Here is a 22,998-nt window from a genome sequence, read left to right on the forward strand (position 1 = left end):
GGTGTGAGCACCCGGGCCGCGACGTGCGCCGCGCGCGTCGAGACGCGCGAGGCGCTGTCGGCGCACCTGGTCCGGCTCACCCTGGCAGCCGAGGGCCTCGTCAGCACCGGGGTGCCCGACGAATGGGTCGGGCTGGTGGTGCCGGGGCAGTTCCAGTCGCGCTACTACACGGTGCGCTCCTGGGCCGACGGCGTACTCGTGCTGGACGTGGTGGTCCACGAGGTCGGGCTGGTCACCGAGTGGGTGCAGCAACCGGACTGCGTCGGCTCGGAGGTGACCATCACCGAGGCCAAGGGCTCCTACGCGCCGTCCGAGGGGGCGCAGTGGCAGCTGCTCGTCGCCGACCTGACCGGGCTGCCCGCGGTCGCGCGGATCGTCGAGACCACGTCGCTGCCGGCGCGGGTCTGGGTGGACCCGGGTGGTGACGCCGACGACCTCGCCTCCTACCTCCCGCCGGGCACCGACGTGACCTGGGTGGACCGGCCGCTGGCCGAGGTCGTCGAGGGAATCGACTGGCCCCCGGGCGACGGCTACTTCTGGATGGCCGGGGAGTCCGCGCAGATGCGCGCGGTCCGCAAGCACCTCATGCGCGAGCGCGCGCTGCCCGCGGCGGCGTACGACGTGATGGGCTACTGGCGCGCCTCCACCGGCCGCCAGCCGCGGGGCGTCGACCCCGGGCCGGTCTGGCGCGCGGGCAAGGCCGCCGGGCTCAGCGACCAGGAGATCTGGGCGTCCTACGACGAGGCGCGGTCGTGAGCGATCCCTTCAAGAGCGGCTTCGCCTCCTTCGTGGGCCGGCCCAACGCCGGCAAGTCCACGCTGACCAACGCGCTGGTCGGGCAGAAGATCGTCATCACCTCCGACAAGCCGCAGACCACCCGGACCGTGGTGCGCGGCATCGTGCACCGCGACGACGCCCAGCTCGTGCTCATCGACACCCCGGGGCTGCACCGGCCGCGCACCCTGCTGGGGGAGCGGCTCAACGACCTGGTCCGCACCACGTGGGCCGAGGTCGACGTGGTCGCGGTGTGCTTCCCGAGCGACGAGAAGATCGGCCCCGGCGACCGGTTCATCGTCACCGAGCTGGCCAAGGTCCGTCGTACCGTCAAGATCGCGGTGGCCACCAAGACCGACCTGGCCACCCCCGAGCGGATCGGCCAGCACCTGCTCGACATCCAGGCCCTGGGCCAGGAGACCGGCACCGAGTGGGCCGAGATCGTGCCGGTCTCGGCGGTGGCCGGCGACCAGGTCCAGCTGCTCGCGGACCTGCTGGTCGGGCTGCTGCCCGAGGGGCCGGTGCTCTACCCCGACGGCGAGCTCACCGACGCGCCCGAGGAGCTGCTGGTCGCCGACCTGATCCGCGAGGCCGCCCTCGATGGCGTCCGCGACGAGCTCCCGCACTCGATCGCCGTGGTGGTCGAGGAGATGGGCCTGCGCGAGGGCCGGCCCGAGGACAAGCCGCTGCTCGACGTGCACGCCAACCTCTACGTCGAGCGCGACTCCCAGAAGGGCATCGTCATCGGCCGCAAGGGCGCCCGCCTCAAGGACGTCGGCAGCCGGGCGCGCGTCTCGATCGAGGCGATGCTGGGCACGCCGGTCTACCTCGACCTGCACGTCAAGATCGCTAAGGACTGGCAGCGCGACCCGCGCCAGCTGCGGAAGCTGGGCTTCTGATGCCGGAGGTCCCCGCGCCCGTCGCCGCCTGGCACGCGATCGCCGAGGCCCGCGACCCCGCCGGACTGGACGCGCTGCTGGCCGACGACGTGGTCTTCCGCTCGCCCGCCGTGCACACGCCGCAGGAGGGCAAGGCCGTCACCACGGCGTACCTCTCCGCGGCCATCGCCGTCCTCGGCCCGAGCCTGGTCTACCACCGGCAGTGGTACGCCGACGACTCGGCCGTGCTCGAGTTCGAGGCCGAGCTCGACGGGCTCGCGGTGCACGGCGTGGACATGCTGCAGTGGGGTGCCGACGGTCGGCTGACGGAGTTCACGGTCATGGTCCGCCCGGCCAAGGGCCTCGAGGTGCTCATCGCGGCGATGGCGGCCCAGCTGTTCGGCTAGCCGTCCTGCTCGAGGATCGGCCGGGGGTCGAAGGTGACCCGGACGGCGGCGATCCGCCCGTCCTCGACGTGACTCCAGTTGGCCGTCGGGACCGGTCCCCGGTCGCCGAGGGTGAACTCGAACCACGTGATCACGTCGTCGCCGTCGTCCACGCGGGCCAGCACGTCGAGGCGGGTGGTGGCCGCGGCGAGACCCATCAGGCCCTCCACGGCCGCGTCGGCGCCCTCGAGCGTGGCCATCGGGCCGGCGAAGGTGACGTCGTCGGCCAGCACGGCCCGCAGTGCGGCGGCGTCCCGGGCCTGCCAGGCGGCGAAGTAGGTCTCGGCCAGCTCTCTCGGTGTGCTCATGTCTCCAGCCTGGTCGAGGACGAGCAACAACTCCAACAGATGGTTCTGCTCGCTGCTAGCATCGCCAGTCATGGAGCTGCACCAGCTGCGCTACCTGGTGGCCGTGGTGGAGGACGGCTCGTTCACCGCCGCCGCGCAGCGGCTGCACGTGAGCCAGTCCGGGGTCAGCGCGCAGGTGGCCAAGCTCGAGCACGAGCTCGGCCAGCGCCTGCTCGAGCGCGGCCCCAGGTCGCTGGCGCTGACCGCCGCGGGCGAGGCCGTGCTGCCGCTGGCCCGGGCGGTGCTCGAGGGCGTGGCGGAGATCGCCGAGGTCAGCGCGGCGTACGCCGGCGCGGTGCGCGGGCGGGTCCGGCTCGGCATGGTGCGGGGCTGCTCGATCCCGCCGTTCCTCGACGCGCTGGCGGCGTTCCGGCGCGAGCACCCGGGCGTCGAGCTGGCCCTGGCCGAGGACGACTCCGAGGTGCTGCAGCGCCACGTGCTCGGGGGCGAGCTCGACCTGGCCCTCGTCGGCTGGGCCGGCGACGTGCTCGAGGGCCTGAGCGCCACCGTGGTGGTCGACGAGCCGGTCGCCGCGGTCGTGCCCGACGGGCACCGCCTGGCCGGGCACAGGACGGTGCGCTGGCGCGACCTCGAGGGCGAGACGCTGCTCGGCCTGGTCCGCGGGACCGGCGTCCGGGCGGCCGTGGACCTCTCCGGGCTCGAGCGGCCCGTCGACCTGGAGGCCAGCTCGCCCGAGACGCTGCTCGGACTGACCCGCCGCGGAGCCGGGGTCGCGCTGCTCAGCCCGTCGATGGTCCGCGGCGAGGACGGCGTGCACGCGCTGGTCGTCGCCGACGCCGAGGTCACGGCCACGCTCGGCCTGGTCGCCCGCGAGGGGCGGCGGCCGGCGGCCACCGAGAGGCTCCTGGACCGGCTGGTCCAGGCGATGACCTAGTCCGGGTCGGGCGCCCAGCAGCGGCCGTAGGTCTGCCCGGCCTGCCACTGCTCGGCGGTGGGCCACTCGTAGCCCCACTCGTAGTCCAGGGCGTCGGAGGCGATCGCGCGGGCGGCGTCCTGGCAGGTGTCCTCGCCGGCGGCGCGGACCACCTTCTCGCCGGGGTAGGCGGGCCTGTTCGGCGGACCCTTGGCGCCGGCCGACAGGTCGACCACCGAGATGGCCTTCCAGGTGTGGTCGTCGCGGCACAGCACCCGCGTGAAGCCGGGCGAGCCGGGCTGGGCGGTCCCGCACATGGCGAAGTCGTCGCCCGCGGGCCGCTTGAACGCCCCCTTGAGGTCGCCGGTGAACTTGGCGACGCTCTGGTCGCCGGTGACGGCGATGACGTCGCAGCGGTACCACGCCGCGCCGGCGTCGGAGTCCTCGATGGTCGGGGTGAACCACACCGCGCGCAGCAGCGAGAGCCGCAGCTGCTCCGGGGTCGCGCCGACGTACGCCGCGAGCCGGGTCGGGCAGCGCCGCGCGACCTGGCGGCGGGCGGCCTCGGAGTCCACGGCCAGCAGGTGACCGCCCGCGACCAGGTCCAGCTCGCCGACCGCGTAGGTCTGGCTGGTGTGCGGCTTGCCGCAGTCCAGGGCGGGTTCGGAGTTGGTCGGGGCCAGCGCCTCGTCGTAGGAGACGCGGTAGCAGGCGCCGTCGGCGGGCGCGGGGGGCGGCGGGGGAGCCGGGGTCGGCGTCGGGCTGGGCGAGCTGGACGTCGAGGCCGCCGCGGCCGGCTCGTCGCCGCCGCCGTCGTCGGAGCTGCAGGCCGCGGCGCCGGCGAGCGCCAGCACCACGACGAGCACGCGGGCGGCCCGGCCGACCCGACTCGTGCCGGCCCTCATGCCGTCGTCGCCGCCCAGCACACCGACCGGCGGTTGCCGGCCTTCCACTCCTCCTCGTGGAACCAGGTGTAGCCGTAGTCGTACTCCGGCGGGTAGCCCAGCCAGCTCCCGACCCAGTCCGAGCAGTAGTCGCGGGTGGTCACCTCGACCACGCGGTCGCCGGGGTAGGGGTCGTCGGGGTTGCCGACCTTGATCGCGGTGACCGCGCGCCAGGTGTGCGGCTCCGTGCACGGCACCTTCGGGGCGGCGTTGACCGAGGCGCCGTTCACGCAGGCCATCCACTCGTCCGGTGGCGGTGCCTGGGCCAGCAGCCCGGCGGCGGTCTGGGGGAGGTCGACGTACGCCGTGCTCTTCTCGCCGCCGCCGACGACGTCGCAGCGGTACCACCGCGCGCCGTCGTCCCAGGCCTTCTCCGAGGGCCGGAACCACGCCCAGCTGACCACCGTGCGCATGACGGTGCTCTCGTCGGCGCCGAGGAACTTCTCGAACTTCTGGCTGCAGGTCTGGTAGGCGTAGGCGCCCAGCTCGCCCGCGTCGTACGCCGCGTCGTGCAGCTCGGCGGGCAGGTCGCCGACCGCGAAGGTCTCGGCCGTGTGCGGCTCGGTGCAGGCCACGGCGCGGCTGGCGTTGGTGGGCTGGGCCACGTCCTCGGGCGTCAGCACGCGGCAGGCGCCCAGCTCGGGCGCGTCGACCGCGTCGACCTGGCCGGGGTCCTGGTCGCCCGAGCCGTCGCCGTCGTGGTCGCCGCAGCCGCCGAGCGCCACGGCCAGAGCCACGGCGCCGAGGAGCGCGAGGGCGCGCCTGCTGCGACCGCGCACCAGACCTCCCCTCGCCGAACCGAGCAAACCCTACCGAGCCGCCGGTCAGCCCATCAGCAGAGCCGCCAGGGTCGCGCCCAGCTCGTAGCCGGCCGCCTCGTCGGCCTCGCCGACGTCGCCCAGCACCTCGAGCACGTCGGCCGCCTGGGTCCACCCCAGCGCCGCCACGATGCTCAGCACCGAGCGGACCGCGCCGGTGGTGTCGTGGCGCCCGTGCACCCACAGTCCGAACGGCTTGCGGACCCCGGGCTCGCCACCCGCGGCCGACCCGTCCTCGCCGAGCGCGCCGCCGGCCTGGAGGAAGACGGTGTCGAAGAAGTGCTTGAGCGCGCCGGACATGTAGCCGAAGTTGGCCGGTGTGCCGAGGACGTAGCCGTCGGCGGCCAGCACGTCGTCCGCGCCGGCCGCCAGCGCCGGGCGCACCACGACCTCGACGCCCTCGAGCGCGTCGTCGTGCGCCCCGGCCACCACCGCCTCGGCGAGTCGCTGCACGCTCGGCGTCGGGGCGTGGTGGACGACGAGCAGGGCGCGGCACGGTGCCAGGCTAGGGCCGTGACCCTGCTGGAGGTGCTCGGGAGCCGGCTGCCGGTGGTGGCGGCGCCGATGGCCGGTGGACCGAGCACGCCTTCACTGGTCGCAGCGGCGAGCGCGGCCGGGTCGGCGGGCTTCCTGGCCGGCGGCTACCTGGGCGCCGAGGCGCTGGCCGACCGGGTGCGCGAGGTGCGCGAGGCGGGGGTGGAGCGCTACGGCGTCAACCTGTTCGCGCCCAGCCCGCTGCCGGTCGACCCCGCGGCGTACGCCGCCTACCGGCTCGCGCTGCAGCCGCTGGCCGAGCGGTTCGGCGTCGAGCTGCCCGCGGCTCCGCGCGAGGACGACGACGCGTGGCACGACAAGGTCGACGTGCTGGTGGCCGCCGCGCCGCCAGTGGTGTCGTTCACCTTCGGGCTGCCGGACGGCTCGTCCGCGGCCGCCCTGCGGAGGGCCGGCTGCGCGCTGGTGCAGACCGTGACCAGCGTCGAGGAGGCCCGGGCGGGCGCCCGCGCCGGGATGGACGGGCTGGCCGTGCAGGCGCGCAGCGCCGGCGGGCACTGGGGGACCTTCACCCCGCGCCGCCCGCCGGTGGCCCCGGACCTGCCGACGCTGGTCCGGGCGGTCCGCGCCGCCCTCCCCGGACTGGCCCTGCTGGCCGCCGGGGGGACGGGCGGACCCGACGATGTCCGGGCCGCCGTCGCCGCCGGCGCCGAGGCCGTCGCCGTCGGCACCCTGCTCCTGCGCACGCCCGAGGCCGGCACCAGCGCCGCGCACCGCGCCGGCCTGGCCACCGACCGCGGTGCGCCCGTGACCACGCATGCGTTCAGCGGCCGCCCGGCCGGCGGGCTGCGCAACGCCTTCCTCGCGGCGTACGACGGTCGGGGGCCGCTCGGCTACCCGGCGCTGCACCACCTCACCGCGCCGATCCGACGCGCGGCCGCCGCGGCCGGCGACCCCGAGCACGTGAACCTGTGGGCCGGTGCGGGCTACCGGAACGCCACCCAGCGGCCGGCGGGGGAGGTCCTTCGCGACCTGGCCGGCCAGGCGTCCTAGAGCAGTGTCTGCTGCAGCAGCACCAGGTTGAGCGCGATGATCACCGCGGCCACCGCGGAGGCGACCAGCGTCGTCAGCCGCCGGTTGACCAGGGTGCCCATCAGGTCGGCCCGGCGGGTGAAGAGGACCAGCGGCACCAGGGCGAACGGGATCCCGAAGGACAGCACCACCTGCGAGACGACGAGCGCGCGGGTGGGGTCGACGCCGATGGCCAGGACCACGAGAGCCGGCGCCAGGGTGACCAGCCGGCGCAGGACCAGCGGGAGGTGGCGGCGCAGGAACCCCTCCATGACGACCTGGCCGGCGAGCGTGCCGACCGAGGAGGCGGCGAAGCCGGAGGCCAGCAGGGCCAGCGCGAACAGCAGCGCCGCCCCCGAGCCCAGGCTCGCGCCGAACGCCGCGTGCGCGCCCTCGATGGTGTCCACCGGCGCCCCGCCGCGCAGGGCCGCGGCGGCGACCACGAGCAGGAGCAGGTTCATCACGCCGGCGATGGTCATCGCGGTGACGACGTCGGCGCGCTGGCTGGAGAGCAGCGCGCGCCGCTGGGGCTCGGTGCGGCGGGCGTAGCGCCGCGACGTGAGCGCGCTGTGCAGGTAGATCGCGTGCGGCATCACCGTGGCGCCGAGCATGCCGGTGGCCAGCAGCAGCGAGTCCGGGCCGTCCAGGCGCGGCACCGTCCCGGAGGCGATGGCCAGCGGCTCGAGCCCGGACCGCGCCACGTCGTACAGGAAGCCGATGAGGATGACGGCGAGCAGCCCGGTGATGGCCACCTCGAAGGGCCGGTGGCCCTTGGTCTGCAGGACCAGCAGCGCGAAGGCCACCGCGGCGGTGATGGTGCCGCCGACCAGCAGCGGGAGCCCGAAGAGCAGCTTGAGCGCCAGCGCGCCGCCGACGACCTCGGCCAGGTCGGTCGCGATGGCCACCGCCTCGGCCTGCACCCACAGCCCTCGGGTCACCGGCCGCGGGAAGTGCTCGCGGCACAGGGCCGGCAGGCTCAGCCCGGTCGCGATGCCGACCTTGGCCGAGAGGTACTGGATGAGCATCGCCATCAGGTTGCTCACCACGACCACCCAGACCAGCAGGTAGCCGTACGTCGAGCCGGCGGTCAGGTTGGTCGCGAAGTTGCCGGGGTCGACGTAGGCGATCGCGGTGACGAACGCCGGGCCGAGCAGGGGCAGCGGGCCCTTGACCAACGCGCGCGGGATGGTGCGGCTGCGCTCCTGGAACACCGGGACCTCCCGCGGGCCGGTCCGGCGGCGGCTCCGCGGACCTCGGCATGAGCAGTTCGGAGCCGCCCTGGAACCGGATGGGTGGTCCTTTCTCAGCATGCGGCCCGATCCCCCACCCCGACGGGTGAAAGTGGATTTCGACCAGTCCGTGACCCGCAGCACTCCGAACCCCACCCGTGGCACACGCATGTCCGTGCCCATCCCGTCAGAACTGGAGATCAGCGTGTTCGGAAAAGCAGTGATGAAGGACATGATCAACCGCAGCGCGGAGAACGAGGCGGACCGCCGGTCCTTCCTCCGGGCCGCCGGAGCCACCGGCCTCGGTGTCGTGGGGGCCACCGCCACGGTCGGCGCCCTCGGCGGTGCCGCGGAGGCCGCGCCGAAGATCAGCGACGGCGCCATCCTCAACTTCGCCCTCAACCTCGAGTACCTCGAGGCGGAGTTCTACAACCTGGCCGTCTACGGCCAGGGCCTGCCCGCCAAGCTCACCGGCGGCAAGGGCAAGAAGGGCGGTGTCGTGGGCGGTTCCGCGGTGCCGTTCAAGACCCCGGCCATCGCGGCGTACGCCCGTGAGATCGCCGGCGACGAGCTCGACCACGTGAAGTTCCTGCGCACCGCGCTCGGCTCGGCCAAGGTGGCCCGCCCCGCGATCGACCTGCAGGGCAGCTTCACCGCGGCCGCGACCGCGGCCGGTCTCATCACCGCCGGCCAGACCTTCAACCCGTTCCTGGACGAGGACAGCTTCCTGCTGGCGGCCTTCCTCTTCGAGGACGTCGGGGTGACGGCCTACAAGGGTGCGGCTCCGCTCATCAGCAACAAGACCTACCTCGAGGCTGCCGCCGGCATCCTCTCGGTCGAGGCCTACCACGCCGGCATCGTGCGCAGCGCGCTGTACTCCAAGGGCCTCCAGGCCCAGGTGCAGAAGCTGTCCGACGCCCGCGACTCGCTCGACGGCAAGAAGGACATCGACCAGGGCATCGGGGACGCCACCACGGCCAACCTGGTCCCGACCGACAAGAACGGCATCACCTACTCGCGTGACCCGTTCCAGGTGCACAACATCGCCTACCTGACCACCAAGGCCAAGGGACGCGGTGGCTTCTTCCCGAAGGGCACCAACGGCACCTTCACCCGCAGCAAGAAGACGGCCTGATCCATGGCCGCCCTCTCTGTGCTGGCCCTGCTGATCTGGGTCGCGGTCCTGGCTCGAGCCGCGTGGCTCGTCGCCCACCCGCACCGCCCGGCGGTCAAGGCCATCCGGGCGTGATCCACCGCACGGCGGGGGTCGGCCACTCGGCCGGCCCCCGTTCGTGCACCCCACCCGAGATACCTAGGGCGGTATGACGCGACCGGGCCATTGGTCCACCGCCCGGCGTCGGTCAGACTGGTCACCAGGGCTGTGCCGTCGCGGCTGCTCGTGGGGATCATGGGGGAGCAGAGCCGATGTCGCTGGTCAGACGCTGTGCCGCCGCGTGCGGAGCCGCCCTGGTGGCCACCTCGCTGGTGGTGCTCGCGCCGTTCGCGGCCGCGCCGGCCAGCGCCGCCGAGCTGCTGGGTGACGGCGGCTTCGAGAACGCCACCGGCAACCCGCTGAACAGCCCCTCGTGGACCGAGGCGGACAACCGCCGCAGCGGCTCGCCCCTGTGCTCGACCTCGACGTGCAACGGCGTCTCGCCGCACGGCGGCAGCAGGTGGGTCGCCTTCGGGGGCAGCCCCTCGACCGCCCCCCACAACGCGAGCGTCAGCCAGTCGGTGACCTTCCCGTCGGGCGGGACCGCGCTGCTGACCTACTGGTACGCCAACCAGGCGGTCAGCTCCTGTGCCTGCGCCACCGTGCGCGTCCAGGTCGACGGCACCACGGTGAAGACGCACACCGAGGGCTCGAGCGCGCAGGCGTCGTACACCCAGCAGACGGTGAACCTCTCGCAGTACGCCAACGGCGCCAGCCACACCGTCGCGTTCGTCTACGCCAACACCACCAGCGGCACCAAGGTGATGTCGATCGACGACGTGAGCCTGACCTACACCGCGCCGCCCGCGGTCCCACGACTCACGAGCGTGACGCCGACCAGTCCGAACCCCTCCACCTCCCCGGTGATCCGAGGCACGTCCGACAGCGGTTCGACGGTGCGGCTCTACACGACCTCCGGGTGCACCGGCACGGCGGTCGCCACGGTCAGCGCGAGCGCGCTGAGCGCCGGCGTGCCGCTCACCGTGACGCTGGGCTCGACCACCACCTACCGGGCCACCGCCACGAACGCCGCCGGCGGTGTCTCGGCCTGCTCGGCGCCCCTCGCCTACACCGCGGACCTCCCCGACGGCGGCTTCGAGGCGGCCAGCGGCAACCCCGCGGTCACGCCCTTCTGGACAGCCGCCGACTCGCTCGCCGGCACGCCGGTCGTGACCAGCTCGATCTACACGCCCGGGTCGGAGAGCGCGCCCCGCTCCGGCAAGGCCTGGGTGTGGTTCGGCGGGTTCCCCGACGCCGGGCACACCGGCAGCGTCAGCCAGTCGGTCGTGCTCCCGGCGGGCGGTGCCGTGGCCCTCACGTTCTGGTACCGCAACAGCGACGTGAGCGCGCCGTACGACGCCCAGTTGCTCGTGCAGGTCGACGGCCGGACGGTGCGCACGATCACCGAGAGCACCGTGGCCGACCCGGCGTACACCAAGCAGGTCGTGGACCTGTCGGCGTACGCCGACGGGACCGGCCACGTGCTCGCGTTCAGCTACCGCAACGGCGGTGAGGGCGTGACCAACATGCTGGTCGACGACGTCTCGCTCAGTCCGGTCACGGGCACCCGGGTGCCCGTGCCGACCGTGCGCGGCACGAGTCCGGCCACCCAGGGCACGTCCGTGACGCCGAGCGTGGTCGGGAGCGCGGACCCGGGCTCCACGGTCTGGCTCTTCCCGAACGCGTCGTGCACCGGCACGCCGCTCGGCAGCGGGAGCGCGGCGGCCTTCGCGGGCGCCGGCATCCCTGCCCAGGTCCCGGCCGGCGCGACCACCACCCTCTACGCCAAGGCCAGTGCGGTCGGCCGCGACGACTCTGCGTGCTCGACCACCTCCGCGACGTACCGCTCGGTCGCTGCGCCGGACACCACGCTCACGAAGGCGCCGGGGTCGAAGGTCAAGACCCGAAAGAAGAAGGCCAAGATCGTCTTCGCGTTCACCTCCACAACGCCCGGCGCGACGTTCCAGTGCAGCGTGGACGGCGGTGCGTACGCCGCGTGCACGTCGGGGGTGAGGCTCAAGCTGAAGGCGGGCAAGCACACGTTCGCGGTGCGCGCCGTGGCTGCTGGACTGAGTGACCCGACGCCGGCGACGTGGACGGGCAAGGTCAAGCGGAAGAAGAAGCGCTGACCCTCAGGTCGCCATCATGAGGATCATGTCGCGGTCGTAGGTGCGCCCGTCGTGCTGCTCGCTCAGGTGCGCGTTGGTGAGCTCCACCAGGTCGTCCTCGTCCTGGCCGACGATCGTCTCGCCGCACGGGCACTGGATGCGCGTCTTCATCCCGCCACTGTAGGGTGAGCGGGTCATGACGCGACGCCTCCTCCTTGGCTGCCGCAGCGAGGTCTGAGCACAGCCGGACCCCCTCGCTGCGGAGTGCGTGTGCGCGGCCGGCGCCCCGACCACCTGGCCCCCGTGGGCCGACAGAGGACACGCCATGACCACGATCCCTCCGCAGCAGCCCAGCCCGATGCCGTTCGGGCGCTACCGGCCCTTCGCGCCGATCGACCTGCCCGACCGCACCTGGCCGTCGAAGACCATCACCGCCGCGCCGCGCTGGCTCTCCACCGACCTGCGGGACGGCAACCAGGCCCTCATCGACCCGATGAGCCCGGCGCGCAAGATGGCGATGTTCGAGCTCCTGGTGAAGATGGGCTACAAGGAGATCGAGGTCGGCTTCCCCAGCGCTTCCGAGACCGACTTCTCCTTCGTGCGCCAGCTCATCGAGGGCGACCACATCCCCGACGACGTGACGATCTCGGTGCTGACCCAGGCGCGCGAGGACCTCATCGAGCGCTCGGTGCAGTCCCTGGTCGGCGTACCCCGGGCCAACATCCACCTCTACAACGCGCTGGCGCCGCTGTTCCGCCGCGTGGTGTTCCGGGCCAGCAAGGACGAGATCAAGGACATCGCGGTCCGCGGCACCCAGGCGGTGCTGAAGGGGATCGAGAGCTACCTCGACACCACGGTCATCGGCTACGAGTACAGCCCCGAGATCTTCACCTCCACCGAGCTGCCGTTCTCGGTCGAGGTGTGCGAGGCCGTCACCGACGTGTGGCAGCCCGAGGACGGCCGCGAGATCATCCTCAACCTGCCCGCCACCGTCGAGGTCGCGACGCCCAACGTGTACGCCGACCAGATCGAGTGGTTCGGCCGCCAGCTGACCCGGCGCGAGAACACCGTGATCAGCCTGCACCCGCACAACGACCGCGGCACCGCCGTCGCCGCCACCGAGCTGGCCATGATGGCCGGCGCCGACCGCGTCGAGGGCTGCCTGTTCGGCCACGGCGAGCGCACCGGCAACGTCGACCTGGTCACCCTGGCCATGAACCTGTTCAGCCAGGGCGTGGACCCGCAGGTCGACCTCTCCGACATCGACGAGGTCCGCCGGACCGTGGAGTACTGCACCAACCTGCCGGTCCACCCGCGCCACCCGTACGCCGGCGACCTGGTCTACACGGCGTTCTCCGGCTCCCACCAGGACGCGATCAAGAAGGGCCTGGAGGACCTCGAGCGGCAGGCCGCCGAGCAGGGCGTCCCCGTCGGGCAGCTGCCCTGGGAGGCGCCGTACCTCCCCATCGACCCGCACGACGTCGGCCGCACCTACGAGGCCGTGATCCGCGTCAACAGCCAGTCCGGCAAGGGCGGCGTGGCCTACATCCTCAAGGCCGAGCACAAGCTCGACCTGCCGCGCCGCGCGCAGATCGAGTTCAGCCGCGTGGTCCAGGAGCGCACCGACGCCGAGGGCGGCGAGATGACGCCCGACGAGATCTGGAGCGTCTTCCGCGCCGAGTACCTCGACCGCGAGGTCCCGCTCAAGCTCAACTCGGTGCACACCTCCTCGGCGGCGGGGGAGAAGGACGCCCTCGACGTCAACGTCTACGTCGACGGCGAGCTCACCTCGCTGCACGGTGAGGGCAACGGCCCGCTCTCGGCCTTCGTCGGGGCCATCAACGGGCTGCCCCACGAGCTCGACGTGCGCGTGCTCGACTACGCCGAGCACGCGCTCTCGGCCGGTGGCGACGCCCTGGCCGCGGCCTACGTCGAGTGCCTGGTGCGCGACTCGGTCTACTGGGGCGTGGGCGTGGACGCCAACATCGTCACCGCCTCGCTCAAGGCCGTGATCAGCGCGGTCAACCGCGCCGCGGGCTGAGCCGACGGGGAGGTCCTAGGCGCTGTCGGCAGCGCGTCGTACGCTCGCGCGATGAGGTCACGCGCTGCCGCAGGTCTGGTCGGTCTCCTCGCCGCGGGAGCGCTGGTGGCGACCACGGCCCCGACGGCGGTCGCCGACGACACCGGGACCACCGGGCGGCCCGCTCCGACGGCCAGGGCCGACTCCTTCGGCACGCTGTGGAACATCCTGCCGCCGGGCTCGCGGGGCAACGTCACGCCGCTCGACCTGGCCGCGCTCGGCGGCAGCACGGCCACGCCGAGCAAGCCGACCAACGCGGCCGACCAGTTGGAGATGTACGACGCGCTGACGCGCCAGACGCCGGGCAGCATCGACCCGGGCGACCTCGACCGGCTCTACAAGCGCGCCGACCTGACCCCGGCGACCGTGGTGAGCACCCAGACGCCGCGGGCCGGCACGACGATCCAGCGCGACGCCTACGGGGTCCCGTTCATCACCGGCGCGACGTTCGAGGACACCGAGTTCGGCGCGGGGTACGCCGCGATCCAGGACCGGATGTTCCTCATGGACGTGCTGCGCCACACCGGCGCGGGCCGGATGGCCGAGTTCACCGGCAACACCCCGGGCAACGTCGCGATGGACCAGAGCCAGCTGCGCTCGGCCTTCTACACGCCCGCGGAGGCCGAGGCGCAGGTCGCCGCGGCGGCCGCCGACGCCGGTCCCTACGGCGCGCGGCTGCTCAGCGGGGTCGACGCGTTCCTGGCCGGCATCAACCAGGCCCAGCAGGACCTGTGCCCGACCGTCGCCGCGCCCACGTGCCCCGCGGAGTACGTCGGCCTCCAGAAGACCCCGACGGCCTGGACCCGGGCCGACATCGTCTACGTCGCCTCGCTGGTCGGCGGCATCTTCGGCAAGGGCGGCGGCGGCGAGACCGCGAACGCCGCGTGGTGGCAGGCGCTGAAGAAGAAGTTCGGCCAGCAGCGGGCCCTGCGCATCTACGCCGACCTGCGTGAGGAGAACGACCCCGAGGCGCCGACCACGGCCACCCGCCGCACGACCTACGACGCCAAGCCGTTCAACCCCTCGCTGCCCGGGGTGGCGCTACCGGACCTCAAGGGCCCGACGGCGCCCGGCACCGGCGCGACCCTGCGCGGTTCGGCGCCCGCGCCGTCGGGGGCCGAGCCGTCGCTCGACCTGCCCGGCGGGGTCCACGTCGACCTGTCCCAGCTCGGCGCGCACGGGATGAGCAACGCGCTGCTCGTGTCCGGCAAGGAGTCCAAGACGGGCAAGCCGCTGGCCGTGATGGGTCCGCAGACCGGCTACTTCGCGCCCCAGCTGCTCGTCGAGCAGGTCCTCAACGGTCCCGGCATCCAGGCGCGCGGCGTGGCCTTCGCCGGCGCGAACCTGTTCGTGCAGCTCGGCCGCGGCGTCGACTACGCCTGGTCCGCCACCTCGGCCGGCAGCGACGTGGTCGACACCGTGGTGGAGCGGCTCTGCAACGCCGACGGCTCCAAGCCGTCGGTGACCTCGACGGGCTACCGGGTCGACGGCGCGTGCGTGCCGATGCAGTCCGACGTGCACACCGAGACGACCACGCCCAACTTCACGGCGCCCGCCCCCGCGACGACGTACCGCTTCCAGGTGCTGCGCACCCGCCACGGCATCGTCCAGCAGCGCACCACGGTCAAGGGCAAGCCCGTCGCCCTGGTGCTGCAGCGCTCGACGTACGGCCACGAGGTGGACTCCGTGCTGGGCTTCGGCCTCTTCAACGACCCCGGCTTCGTGCACGACGCCGCGTCGTTCCAGCAGGCGGCCGGTCAGATCGACTACACGTTCAACTGGTTCTACGCCGACGACCGCGACATCTCCTACTTCTCCTCCGGGCTGCTGCCCAAGCGCTCGAAGAAGGTCGAGCCCGACCTGCCGCACTGGGCCGGTCGGCGCTTCGACTGGAAGGGGTGGCTGCCGTTCAAGAAGCACGTGCACCAGACCGACCCCCAGCGCGGCTACCTGGTCAGCTGGAACAACAAGCCCGCGCCCGGCTTCGCCGCCGCCGACGACACCTGGAGCTACGGGCCGGTCTACCGCTCGCAGGCCCTGGAGAAGCGGCTGCAGCACCAGATCCGCGGCAAGCGCAAGATCGACCTCCCCGGCCTGGTCGGCGTGATGGCCGGCGGCGCCACCGCGGACTCGCGTGCGGCGTACACCCTGCCGTGGCTGCTCAAGGTCATCGGCAAGGATCCGCAGCTCGCACCCGTCACCACGCTGCTCAAGGGCTGGCTCCGCGACGGCGCGATGCGCGTGGACCGCGACCGCAACGGCACCTACGAGGACCAGGCCGCCATCGCGCTCTTCGACGCCTGGTGGGAGTCCGGCTCCCGGTCGGTGGCCTACGACGTGATGGGCGACCGCCTCGGTGGCCTGGTCCGCAAGCTGCCCCAGGGCCTGGACGACCACCCGCGCTCCGGCCAGGGCTCGTCGTTCAACGGCATCGCCTGGTACGGCTACCTGTCCAAGGACCTGCGCACGGTGCTGGGCAAGAAGGTCGACGCGCCGTACTCCACGGGCTACTGCGGCCAGGGCTCCCTGGCGGCGTGCCGCACCACCCTGCGCGCCTCGCTCGCGGCCGCCGTGGCCCGGGTGCTCTCCGACCAGGGCAAGAGCAGCGTCAACCAGCTGACCTACGACAAGACCCAGGACGACATCCGCGCCAACACCGCCGGCATCGTCGGCGTGCGCCCCATCGACTGGCAGAACCGCCCGACCTTCCAGCAGGTGGTGAGCTTCTTCGGCCACCGCTGACGCGGGCGTCCCGCTTCCTCACACCGCGCGGGTCAGCCGCTCCGAGGGGGCGAGGGGGAGCCGGACGGTGAAGGTCGAGCCCTGCATGTGCTCGGACTCGACCTCGATGGTGCCGCCGTGGCCGGAGACGATGGCGGCGACGATGGAGAGGCCGAGGCCGGTGCCCTGGATCTGGCGGACCTGCGCGGTGGAGGAGCGGAAGAAGCGCTGGAAGAGCTCGGCCTGCTCGGCGGCGGGGATGCCGATGCCGGTGTCGCGGACGGTGATGACGGCGTCGTCGCCGTCGGTGCCGACGGTGAAGGCGACGGTGCCGCCGTCCTCGGTGAACTTCACGGCGTTGGACAGCAGGTTGATCATCACGCGCTCGAGCTGGGCGCGGTCGCCGAGGACGGGGACCATCCCGGTGGGGCGGTCGGTCTCCAAGGTGAGGTGGCGACCGTGCAGCAGCGGGCGGATGGCGTCCTCGATGGGGCCGACGGTGGCGGCGAGGTCGACGGGGTCGTGGCGCCAGGCCACCGAGTCGCTGTCCAGGCCCGAGAGCATCAGCAGGTCGTTGATCATGGCGATGAGCCGCTGGCCGTTGCGGTTGATGGTCTCCAGGAGCGGCAGCTGCTCGGGGAGGGGCTCGACGATCGAGCCGTCGGACATCATCTCGGTGTAGCCGACGATGCTCGTGACGGGTGTCCGGAGCTCGTGGGAGACGGTGGAGACGAACTCGTTCTTGGCCTGGTCGAGCGAGCGGAGCCGCTCCACGGCGGTGCGCTCCTTGTCCAGGGCGGCGATGAGCATCTCCTGGCTGTGCCGCTGCTCGGTGACGTCGCGGGCCACGCAGAGGTAGCCGGTCTGCGCGGCGAAGGCGTCCTGGGCCACCGAGAGCGTCATCGAGACCAGCTGCTCGCCGCCGCCCTTGGCCACCCAGGTCCAGTCGCGGGCCCGGGTCTCGCCGTCGCGGCCGAGGCCCCGGACGAGGACGTCGAACGCGCCGTCGAGGGTGTCGGCGCCGGTGCGCTCGAGGAGCTCGTGGGGCTTCAGCAGCTTGTGGAACGGCTCGCCGACCAGCTCGCCGCGCTCGTAGCCGAGCAGGTGCTGCAGGCCGGAGTTGGCCACCGAGATCCGCCCGGCGGTGTCGACGCCGATGATCGCGGTGGTGAGCGAGGCCTCCATGAGGTGGTTGACCAGGCCGGCGGTGGTGCGCTCGGCGGTGACGTCGATGCCGGTCATGACGGCGTACATCGCCTCGCCGCGGTCGTCGCGCACGATGTTGGTGTTCCAGACGATGCGCAGCTTCTCGCCGGAGCGGGTCAGGGCGTCGGACTCGCGGACGATCGGTGCGCCGCTGCGGTCCTGCCAGGTGAAGAGGGCCTCCACGTCGGCGGCGTCGGCCGGCGTGATGCCGGTGTCCCACACCTTGCGGCCGAGCAGCTCGTCCTCGCGGTAGCCGGTGATCGCGGAGGTGGCCTGGTTGACGCGCACCACGATGCCGTCGGTGTCGGTGACCATGATGATGCAGTTGGTGGTGTCGAGGGTGGCGTTGGTCAGCGTCTGCGCCGCCTCCAGGCCGTGGCGCGCGTCGTGCTCGGCGGTGGTGTCGAGCAGCTGGGCGGCGAAGAACGTCGCCTCGTCGCTGTCGCCGCCGAGTGCGGAGAGCTGGAGGGTGACCCGGCCGGCGCGTGAGCGCAGGGCGCCCTCGACCCGCCAGCCCTCCAGGCTGCCGTCGACGAGCCGGGGGAGCGCGGCGGCGTACTCCGGGCCGACGTCGAGGACCTCGCTGATCCGCAGGCCGAGCAGCGACTCCTCGGTGCGGCCCAGGATGTCCAACGCCGTGTCGTTGAGGTCGACGATGACCAGGTCGGCCCCGGTCTCGTCGGGCTCGAGGAAGGCCATGCCGAGCAGGGACTCGGTGAAGTTGCGCCGGAACAGCCGGCCGTCGGTGGTGATCCGCTCCAGCAGCAGCGTGTTGCGCTGGATGGCGATGCCCAGCGGCAGCACCAGCAGGGCCGCGAAGCCCAGGTAGCCCTGGGTCAGCGCGCCGCCGGTGAGGGCGGTGAAGGCGTCGGCCTCGATCCCGTCGCCGAACGGCCCGGTCCCGAGAGCGGTCTGCGCGGTCACGAAGACGCTGAACAGGGCCAGCTGGGCGCAGGCCACCCTCAGGTCGAAGCGGAGCGCGGCCCAGGCCAGGAACAGCACCGGGGCGAAGGTGAGCGTGGCGCTCGCGCCGGGCACGAAGGTGAGCGCTGACGCGCCCGCGAGCAGCAGCACCTGCAGCACGAGCTCGGCGCGGTTACCGGCCCAGCGCTGAGCGCGGACCACCGCGAGGGGCACGAGCACCAGCACCGAGGCGGCGTGGGCCGCGAAGGTCGCGGCCAGTGGCGGCAGCACCGGGTCGAAGTCGACCACCCGGGACACGACCGCGCCGCCGAGCGCCACGGCGCCGCCGACGACGGCTGCGCTGGCCAGCAGCCGGACGAACTGCTCCTGCTCCTCCAGCGCCGGCTGCCGTCGCCCGCCGTAGGTCAGGACCAGCGCGGCCAGCAACAGCGCCAGCCCCTCGACCACGCCGTGGGGCACCGCGATGCGCACCCCCCGGCCGACCACGAGGTCACCGACCGCGATCGCGACGGCCAGCAGGGGGACCAGCACCTTCCAGCGCGCCCGGGGGCTCAGCACGACCGCGACCAGGCCGAGCCCGGCCGCGGGCCAGAACGTCGCCACCGACTGACCGGCCGGCGCGAGGCGCACGGCAGCGGCCGCGGCGCCGGCCGCGCCCACGAGCAGGGCGACAGCCGGCGCCCAGCCGAGGGGTCGGTCGGCGGGCGTCACCGGATCAGTCTCGGTCACATCCACCCCTCAGGGGTGATATCGCCGACATAAGGTGGCGCCCGTGTTGGTCTCCGAACGCATCGGCCAGCTGTTCGTCGACGCGGGCTCGGGGCGCGACCGGCTGGAGTACACCGAGTACGGCGCTGGCGAGCGCTGGGTGGTCCTGCTCCACGGCCAGCTGATGCCGCGCCGGATGCATCAGCCCCTGGCCCGCGCACTGGCCGCCGAGGGGCTGCACGTGGTGACCCTCGACCTGCTCGGCCACGGCCGCTCGGACCGGCCCGCGGACCCCCTCGTCTACTCCATGTCCGCCTTCGCCGAGCAGGTCGTCGCGCTGCTCGACCACCTGGGCGCGCCGGAGGCCGTCATCTGCGGCACGTCGCTCGGCGCGAACGTCTCGCTCGAGGTCGCCGACCTGGCCCCGGATCGGGTCCGCGGCCTGATCTGCGAGATGCCGGTGCTCGACAACGCCGTGGAGGCCGGGATCCTGGCCTTCGCGCCGCTGATGTTCGCGGCCCGCTTCCTGCCCTTCACCGTGGACGGCCTGCGGCTGGTCACCCGGCCGATCCCGCGCGGGTTGGTGCCGTTCTGGGCCGGGATCTTCCTGGACACCCTCGACCAGCGCTCGGCCTCGGTGGCCGCGGTGGTGCACGGGCTGTTCTTCGGCCGGATCGCGCCGTCGTCGCGCCGGCGCCGCCAGATCGCCGTACCGGCCCTGGTCGTCGGCCACCCCGCCGACCCCATCCACCCCGCCGCCGACGCCGCGATGCTGGCCGAGGAGCTGCCGAACGCCCGGTTCGTGCGCGCCCGCAGCATCCTGGAGTGGCGCGTCGCCCCCGAGCGCCTGGACCACGAGGCCGCGGCGTTCGCCCTCGAGGTCTGGGAGACCGAGCCGACGCGCCGCCGCCGTCCGGCCCGCACGACCTGACGCCGGGCAGAATGGTGCGGTGCCGCTGTACCGCGACGAGGCGATCGTGCTGCGCACCCACAAGCTGGGTGAGGCAGACCGCATCATCACGCTCCTGACCCGGGAGCACGGGCGGGTGCGCGCGGTGGCCAAGGGCGTGCGGCGCACGACGTCGAAGTTCGGCTCGCGGCTCGAGCCGTTCACCCACGTCGACGTCCAGCTGGCCGAGGGCCGCAACCTCGACACGGTCACCCAGGCCGAGACCCACGACGCGTTCGCGGCGCCGCTGGGCGCGGACTACGAGCGCTACACCAACGGCACGGTGATGCTGGAGACCGCCGAGCGGCTGGTCACCGAGGAGAAGCAGCCGTCGACCCAGCAGTTCCTGCTGCTCGTGGGCGGGCTGCGGGCGATGGTCGGCGGCGAGCGGCGCCCGGGCCAGGTCCTCGACTCCTACCTGCTGCGCTCGCTCGCGGTGGCCGGCTACGCGCCGTCGTTCGAGCACTGCGCCCGCTGCGGTCTGGAGGGGCCGCACCGCTGGTTCAACCCGTCGTACGGCGGGATGCTGTGCACCACCTGCCGGGTGCCGGGATCGGCGAGCCCGGCCGCGGGGACGATCGTCGTGCTCGGCGCGCTGCTGGCCGGCGAGTGGCCGGTGGTCGAGGCCGCCGACCCGCGCCACCTCAAGGAGGCCAGCACGCTCGTGGCGGCGTTCCTGGCCTGGCACGTCGAGCGGGGGCTGCGCTCGCTGGCCTACGTGGAACGCTGAGCCCGTGCGCCGCGCCACGAAGGACAGCCCCACCCGCCGGGCCGTCCGCCCGCCGACCCCGCACCCCTCGGGCGCCCGCCCGCCGGAGCTGCCGGCGGAGCTGGTGCCGCGGCACGTCGCGATCGTCATGGACGGCAACGGCCGCTGGGCCAAGCAGCAGGGGCTGCCGCGCACCCGGGGGCACGAGGCGGGCGAGTCGTCGCTGTTCGACGTGGTCGAGGGCGCCATCGAGATCGGGGTCGAGGCGGTCTCGGCGTACGCGTTCTCCACCGAGAACTGGACCCGCTCGCCCGAGGAGGTCCGCTTCCTCATGGGCTTCAACCGCGACGTGATCCGCCGCCGCCGCGACGAGATGCACGAGCTGGGGGTCAAGGTCCGCTGGGCCGGTCGGGCGCCCCGGCTGTGGCGCTCGGTGATCAAGGAGCTCCAGGTCGCCGAGGAGCTCACGAAGGACAACGACGTGCTCACGCTGACCATGTGCGTCAACTACGGCGGGCGGGCCGAGCTGGCCGACACCGTGCGCTCGATCGCCCGCGAGGTCGCGGCCGGTCGGCTCGACCCGGAGAAGATCGACGAGCGCACCGTCGCGCGCCACCTCTACGTGCCCGAGCAGGCCGACGCCGACATGGTCTGGCGCACCTCGGGGGAGCAGCGGTTGTCCAACTTCATGCTGTGGCAGGCGGCGTACAGCGAGATGGTCTTCACCGACGTCCTGTGGCCCGACGTCGACCGGCGCCACCTCTGGGCCGCGATCGAGACCTACGCCGCCCGCAACCGCCGGTACGGACGGGCCTGATCCGGCCCCCGCATTACGCCTGCGCGCGGGTCCCTGAAGTGGGAGCCTGCTGGACGTGAAGGCCCGCCTGAGCGAGGAGGTCCGCCGGCTGTGGCTGGAGCCGCGTGACCCGCGCCTGCTCCAGGTCGGCTTCACCGCGCTCTTCCTCCTCGACCTCGCGCTGCGCCAGATCGGCGGTGTGGAGCTGCGCACCGGGCCCCTGATCGGCTTCGTCCTGGCGCCCCTGGTCTTCGTCGTCAGCCTGCTCGTGCCGTGGCGGCGGGTGCCCGAGTGGTGCCGGCTCGCCCTGCTGGTCGTGGACTTCGGGCTCATCGGCCTCGGCCGGCTCGACCCCGTCGGCGGCACGGCCCTGATGGTCGTCGTCCCCGCCCTCTGGCTCGGCTACGTGTACGGCGTCCGCGGCGCGGTCGTCACCGGCGTGGCCACGGTCGGGCTGGTGAGCGTCCCCGGCCTGCTGTACGTCGGCCCGTCGGGCGTGGTGGTGTCGCGGCTGGTCACCACCACGATCATCGCGGTGGTCGTGGCCCTGGCCCTGGCCGGCGTGGTGGAGCGCGTCCGGGGCAGCCAGGAGACCATCGAGCTGCAGCGCAGGATCAGCGAGGCGATCCTCGACACCGTCGACGTCGGGCTGGTCCTGCTCGACGGCGAGGGCCGCTACCTCAACAAGAACCGCCGCCACGAGGACTTCATGCGCCTGGCCTTCCCCGGCGGGCACGCCGGGGTGGCCGGCCAGCTCGGCGACGTCTACCACGAGGACGGCGAGACGCTGGTCGACCGCGACGAGATGCCGACCCACCGGGCCACCCAGGGCGAGGAGTTCGACGACCAGCTCATCTGGGTCGGGGCGGACCCGCTGACCCGCCGCGCGCTCTCGGTCTCCTCGCGGGTGGTGCGCGACGACGCCGGGCGCTTCGCCGGTGCCGCCCTGGCCTACAAGGACGTCACCGACTTCATGCGCGCGCTCGAGGTCAAGGACGAGTTCGTGGCCTCGGTCTCCCACGAGCTGCGCACCCCGCTGACCTCGATCCACGGCTTCACCGCGCTGGTCCTGGAGCGCGACGACCTGCCCGAGGAGGTCCGCCACCAGCTCGGCGTGGTCGCGCGCAACGTGGACCGGCTGGACCGGCTGGTCGCGGACCTGCTCCAGACGGCCCAGGTCGAGCGTGGCCTGGTGCACCTCGAGCGCGAGCGCTGCGACCTCGCCCACCTGGTGCGGCAGTCCGCGGAGGCCGTGCGGCCCGCGCTCGAGCGGGCCGGGCTCACCCTGGAGTGCCGCATCCCGCAGCACCTGTTCGTGCTGGTCGACCCGCAGCGCTTCAGCCAGGTCGTCGACAACCTGCTGTCGAACGCCGTGAAGTACACGCCCGCGGGTGGCCACGTCGAGGTCGACCTCGCGGTGACCCACGAGCGGGTCGAGCTCGAGGTGCGCGACACCGGCATCGGCATCAGCACCCGCGACCGCCACCACGTCTTCAGCCGCTTCTTCCGTGCCCGCCACGCCGCCGAGCAGTCCATCCAGGGCATCGGGCTCGGGCTGTCCATCACCAAGGCCATCGTGGACAGCCACGGCGGCCGGATCGAGGTCGAGAGCGAGCCCGGCCGCGGCTCGGCGTTCCGCGTCCGGCTGCCGCTCGACGCGCCGCCGCCGCGCCCGCGCGCCCCGCGCGACGAGCCCTCGGTGGTCGGCTAG

Annotated in this window: 20 protein-coding genes; 13 read left to right on the plus strand and 7 right to left on the minus strand. The window is 73.2% G+C overall.

Going from position 1 to position 22,998, the window contains the following annotated elements; all coding sequences use genetic code 11:
• Positions 1-3 precede the first annotated feature (3 nt).
• Genes G5V58_RS08040 through G5V58_RS08050 form a run of 3 tightly spaced genes read left to right on the plus strand, consistent with a single transcriptional unit; the run spans position 4 to position 2,059 of the window.
• A complete protein-coding gene (locus G5V58_RS08040; RefSeq protein ID WP_165230852.1) occupies positions 4-756 on the plus strand; it encodes a siderophore-interacting protein in 753 nt (250 codons plus the stop codon).
• The gene (gene era / locus G5V58_RS08045; RefSeq protein ID WP_230487167.1) at positions 753-1,673 is read left to right on the plus strand and encodes a GTPase Era; all 921 of its coding nucleotides are present in this window, start codon (positions 753-755) and stop codon (positions 1,671-1,673) included. The genes G5V58_RS08040 and era overlap by 4 nt, the downstream gene beginning before the upstream one ends.
• Positions 1,673-2,059, plus strand: coding sequence for a nuclear transport factor 2 family protein (locus G5V58_RS08050; protein ID WP_165230856.1), 387 nt, complete (start codon positions 1,673-1,675; stop codon positions 2,057-2,059). Before era ends, G5V58_RS08050 begins: the two co-directional genes overlap by 1 nt.
• On the opposite strand, the gene G5V58_RS08055 is transcribed toward G5V58_RS08050, so the two are convergent.
• The gene (locus G5V58_RS08055; protein WP_165230859.1) at positions 2,056-2,406 is read right to left on the minus strand and encodes a nuclear transport factor 2 family protein; all 351 of its coding nucleotides are present in this window, start codon (positions 2,404-2,406) and stop codon (positions 2,056-2,058) included. The genes G5V58_RS08050 and G5V58_RS08055 overlap by 4 nt on opposite strands.
• A 70-nt stretch (positions 2,407-2,476) precedes the next feature.
• Between G5V58_RS08055 and G5V58_RS08060 the strand changes: the two genes are divergently transcribed.
• The gene (locus tag G5V58_RS08060) at positions 2,477-3,340 is read left to right on the plus strand and encodes a LysR family transcriptional regulator (protein ID WP_165230862.1); all 864 of its coding nucleotides are present in this window, start codon (positions 2,477-2,479) and stop codon (positions 3,338-3,340) included.
• On the opposite strand, the gene G5V58_RS08065 is transcribed toward G5V58_RS08060, so the two are convergent.
• The 3 genes from G5V58_RS08065 to G5V58_RS08075 are packed head-to-tail and all read right to left on the minus strand — an operon-like array spanning position 3,337 to position 5,534.
• Entirely contained in the window at positions 3,337-4,272 is a 936-nt protein-coding gene (locus G5V58_RS08065; RefSeq protein WP_230487168.1) for a septum formation family protein, read from the minus strand. The two genes, G5V58_RS08060 and G5V58_RS08065, sit on opposite strands and share 4 nt — an antisense overlap.
• Positions 4,221-5,042: a septum formation family protein gene (locus G5V58_RS08070; RefSeq protein ID WP_230487169.1), complete on the minus strand. Its 822-nt coding sequence runs from the start codon at positions 5,040-5,042 to the stop codon at positions 4,221-4,223. The genes G5V58_RS08065 and G5V58_RS08070 overlap by 52 nt, the downstream gene beginning before the upstream one ends.
• A 45-nt stretch (positions 5,043-5,087) precedes the next feature.
• Positions 5,088-5,534 (minus strand): flavodoxin family protein, encoded by a 447-nt coding sequence (locus tag G5V58_RS08075; protein WP_165230865.1) that lies wholly within the window; start codon positions 5,532-5,534, stop codon positions 5,088-5,090.
• Positions 5,535-5,594: 60 nt separating this feature from the next.
• Here G5V58_RS08075 and G5V58_RS08080 point away from each other — a divergent pair, with 60 nt between their 5' ends.
• Entirely contained in the window at positions 5,595-6,626 is a 1,032-nt protein-coding gene (locus G5V58_RS08080) for a nitronate monooxygenase (RefSeq protein ID WP_230487170.1), read from the plus strand.
• Here G5V58_RS08080 and G5V58_RS08085 read toward each other — a convergent pair.
• Positions 6,623-7,855, minus strand: coding sequence for an Nramp family divalent metal transporter (locus G5V58_RS08085; protein ID WP_230487171.1), 1,233 nt, complete (start codon positions 7,853-7,855; stop codon positions 6,623-6,625). The genes G5V58_RS08080 and G5V58_RS08085 overlap by 4 nt on opposite strands.
• Positions 7,856-8,048: 193 nt before the next feature.
• Here G5V58_RS08085 and G5V58_RS08090 point away from each other — a divergent pair, with 193 nt between their 5' ends.
• Together G5V58_RS08090 and G5V58_RS08095 are read left to right on the plus strand one after the other, a co-directional pair.
• Complete coding sequence (locus G5V58_RS08090) at positions 8,049-9,008, plus strand: ferritin-like domain-containing protein (protein WP_230487172.1); 960 nt, start codon at positions 8,049-8,051, stop codon at positions 9,006-9,008.
• A 335-nt stretch (positions 9,009-9,343) separates the two neighbouring features.
• Positions 9,344-11,215: a hypothetical protein gene (locus G5V58_RS08095; protein ID WP_165230874.1), complete on the plus strand. Its 1,872-nt coding sequence runs from the start codon at positions 9,344-9,346 to the stop codon at positions 11,213-11,215.
• A 3-nt stretch (positions 11,216-11,218) separates the two neighbouring features.
• Here G5V58_RS08095 and G5V58_RS08100 read toward each other — a convergent pair whose 3' ends face one another.
• Positions 11,219-11,365 carry a DUF1059 domain-containing protein gene (locus G5V58_RS08100; protein ID WP_165230877.1) on the minus strand — a complete coding sequence of 49 codons (147 nt, stop codon included), beginning with the start codon at positions 11,363-11,365 and terminating at the stop codon, positions 11,219-11,221.
• 154 nt (positions 11,366-11,519) lie between these two features.
• Here G5V58_RS08100 and leuA point away from each other — a divergent pair, with 154 nt between their 5' ends.
• Together leuA and G5V58_RS08110 are read left to right on the plus strand one after the other, a co-directional pair.
• Positions 11,520-13,235, plus strand: a complete 1,716-nt coding sequence (gene leuA / locus G5V58_RS08105; RefSeq protein ID WP_165230880.1) for a 2-isopropylmalate synthase — start codon at positions 11,520-11,522, stop codon at positions 13,233-13,235.
• 51 nt (positions 13,236-13,286) lie between these two features.
• Positions 13,287-16,016, plus strand: a complete 2,730-nt coding sequence (locus G5V58_RS08110) for a penicillin acylase family protein (RefSeq protein WP_165230883.1) — start codon at positions 13,287-13,289, stop codon at positions 16,014-16,016.
• Between the two features lie 18 nt (positions 16,017-16,034).
• On the opposite strand, the gene G5V58_RS08115 is transcribed toward G5V58_RS08110, so the two are convergent.
• A complete protein-coding gene (locus G5V58_RS08115) occupies positions 16,035-18,836 on the minus strand; it encodes a PAS domain S-box protein (protein WP_165230886.1) in 2,802 nt (933 codons plus the stop codon).
• 61 nt (positions 18,837-18,897) lie between these two features.
• Between G5V58_RS08115 and G5V58_RS08120 the strand changes: the two genes are divergently transcribed.
• Genes G5V58_RS08120 through G5V58_RS08135 form a run of 4 tightly spaced genes read left to right on the plus strand, consistent with a single transcriptional unit; the run spans position 18,898 to position 22,998 of the window.
• Positions 18,898-19,764 (plus strand): alpha/beta fold hydrolase, encoded by an 867-nt coding sequence (locus tag G5V58_RS08120; RefSeq protein WP_230487173.1) that lies wholly within the window; start codon positions 18,898-18,900, stop codon positions 19,762-19,764.
• 19 nt (positions 19,765-19,783) lie between these two features.
• On the plus strand, positions 19,784-20,512 hold the full coding sequence (recO, locus tag G5V58_RS08125) for a DNA repair protein RecO (RefSeq protein WP_165230889.1): 729 nt from the start codon (positions 19,784-19,786) through the stop codon (positions 20,510-20,512).
• Positions 20,513-20,516: 4 nt separating this feature from the next.
• On the plus strand, positions 20,517-21,308 hold the full coding sequence (locus tag G5V58_RS08130) for an isoprenyl transferase (RefSeq protein WP_165230892.1): 792 nt from the start codon (positions 20,517-20,519) through the stop codon (positions 21,306-21,308).
• 55 nt (positions 21,309-21,363) lie between these two features.
• Positions 21,364-22,998: a sensor histidine kinase gene (locus tag G5V58_RS08135; RefSeq protein WP_165230896.1), complete on the plus strand. Its 1,635-nt coding sequence runs from the start codon at positions 21,364-21,366 to the stop codon at positions 22,996-22,998.

Origin of the sequence: Nocardioides anomalus (genome assembly GCF_011046535.1) — a bacterium.
In the GTDB taxonomy this organism is placed as follows: Bacteria; Actinomycetota; Actinomycetes; order Propionibacteriales; family Nocardioidaceae; genus Nocardioides; species Nocardioides anomalus.

What these genes read in the sequence shown, in the direction of transcription:
- G5V58_RS08050 (WP_165230856.1), top strand. Translation starts at nt 1,673, where the DNA reads ATGCCGGAGGTCCCCGCGCCCGTCGCCGCCTGGCACGCGATCGCCGAG.
- G5V58_RS08110 (WP_165230883.1), top strand. Translation starts at nt 13,287, where the DNA reads ATGAGGTCACGCGCTGCCGCAGGTCTGGTCGGTCTCCTCGCCGCGGGA.
- G5V58_RS08100 (WP_165230877.1), bottom strand. Translation starts at nt 11,365, where the DNA reads ATGAAGACGCGCATCCAGTGCCCGTGCGGCGAGACGATCGTCGGCCAG.
- G5V58_RS08055 (WP_165230859.1), bottom strand. Translation starts at nt 2,406, where the DNA reads ATGAGCACACCGAGAGAGCTGGCCGAGACCTACTTCGCCGCCTGGCAG.
- leuA (WP_165230880.1), top strand. Translation starts at nt 11,520, where the DNA reads ATGACCACGATCCCTCCGCAGCAGCCCAGCCCGATGCCGTTCGGGCGC.
- G5V58_RS08060 (WP_165230862.1), top strand. Translation starts at nt 2,477, where the DNA reads ATGGAGCTGCACCAGCTGCGCTACCTGGTGGCCGTGGTGGAGGACGGC.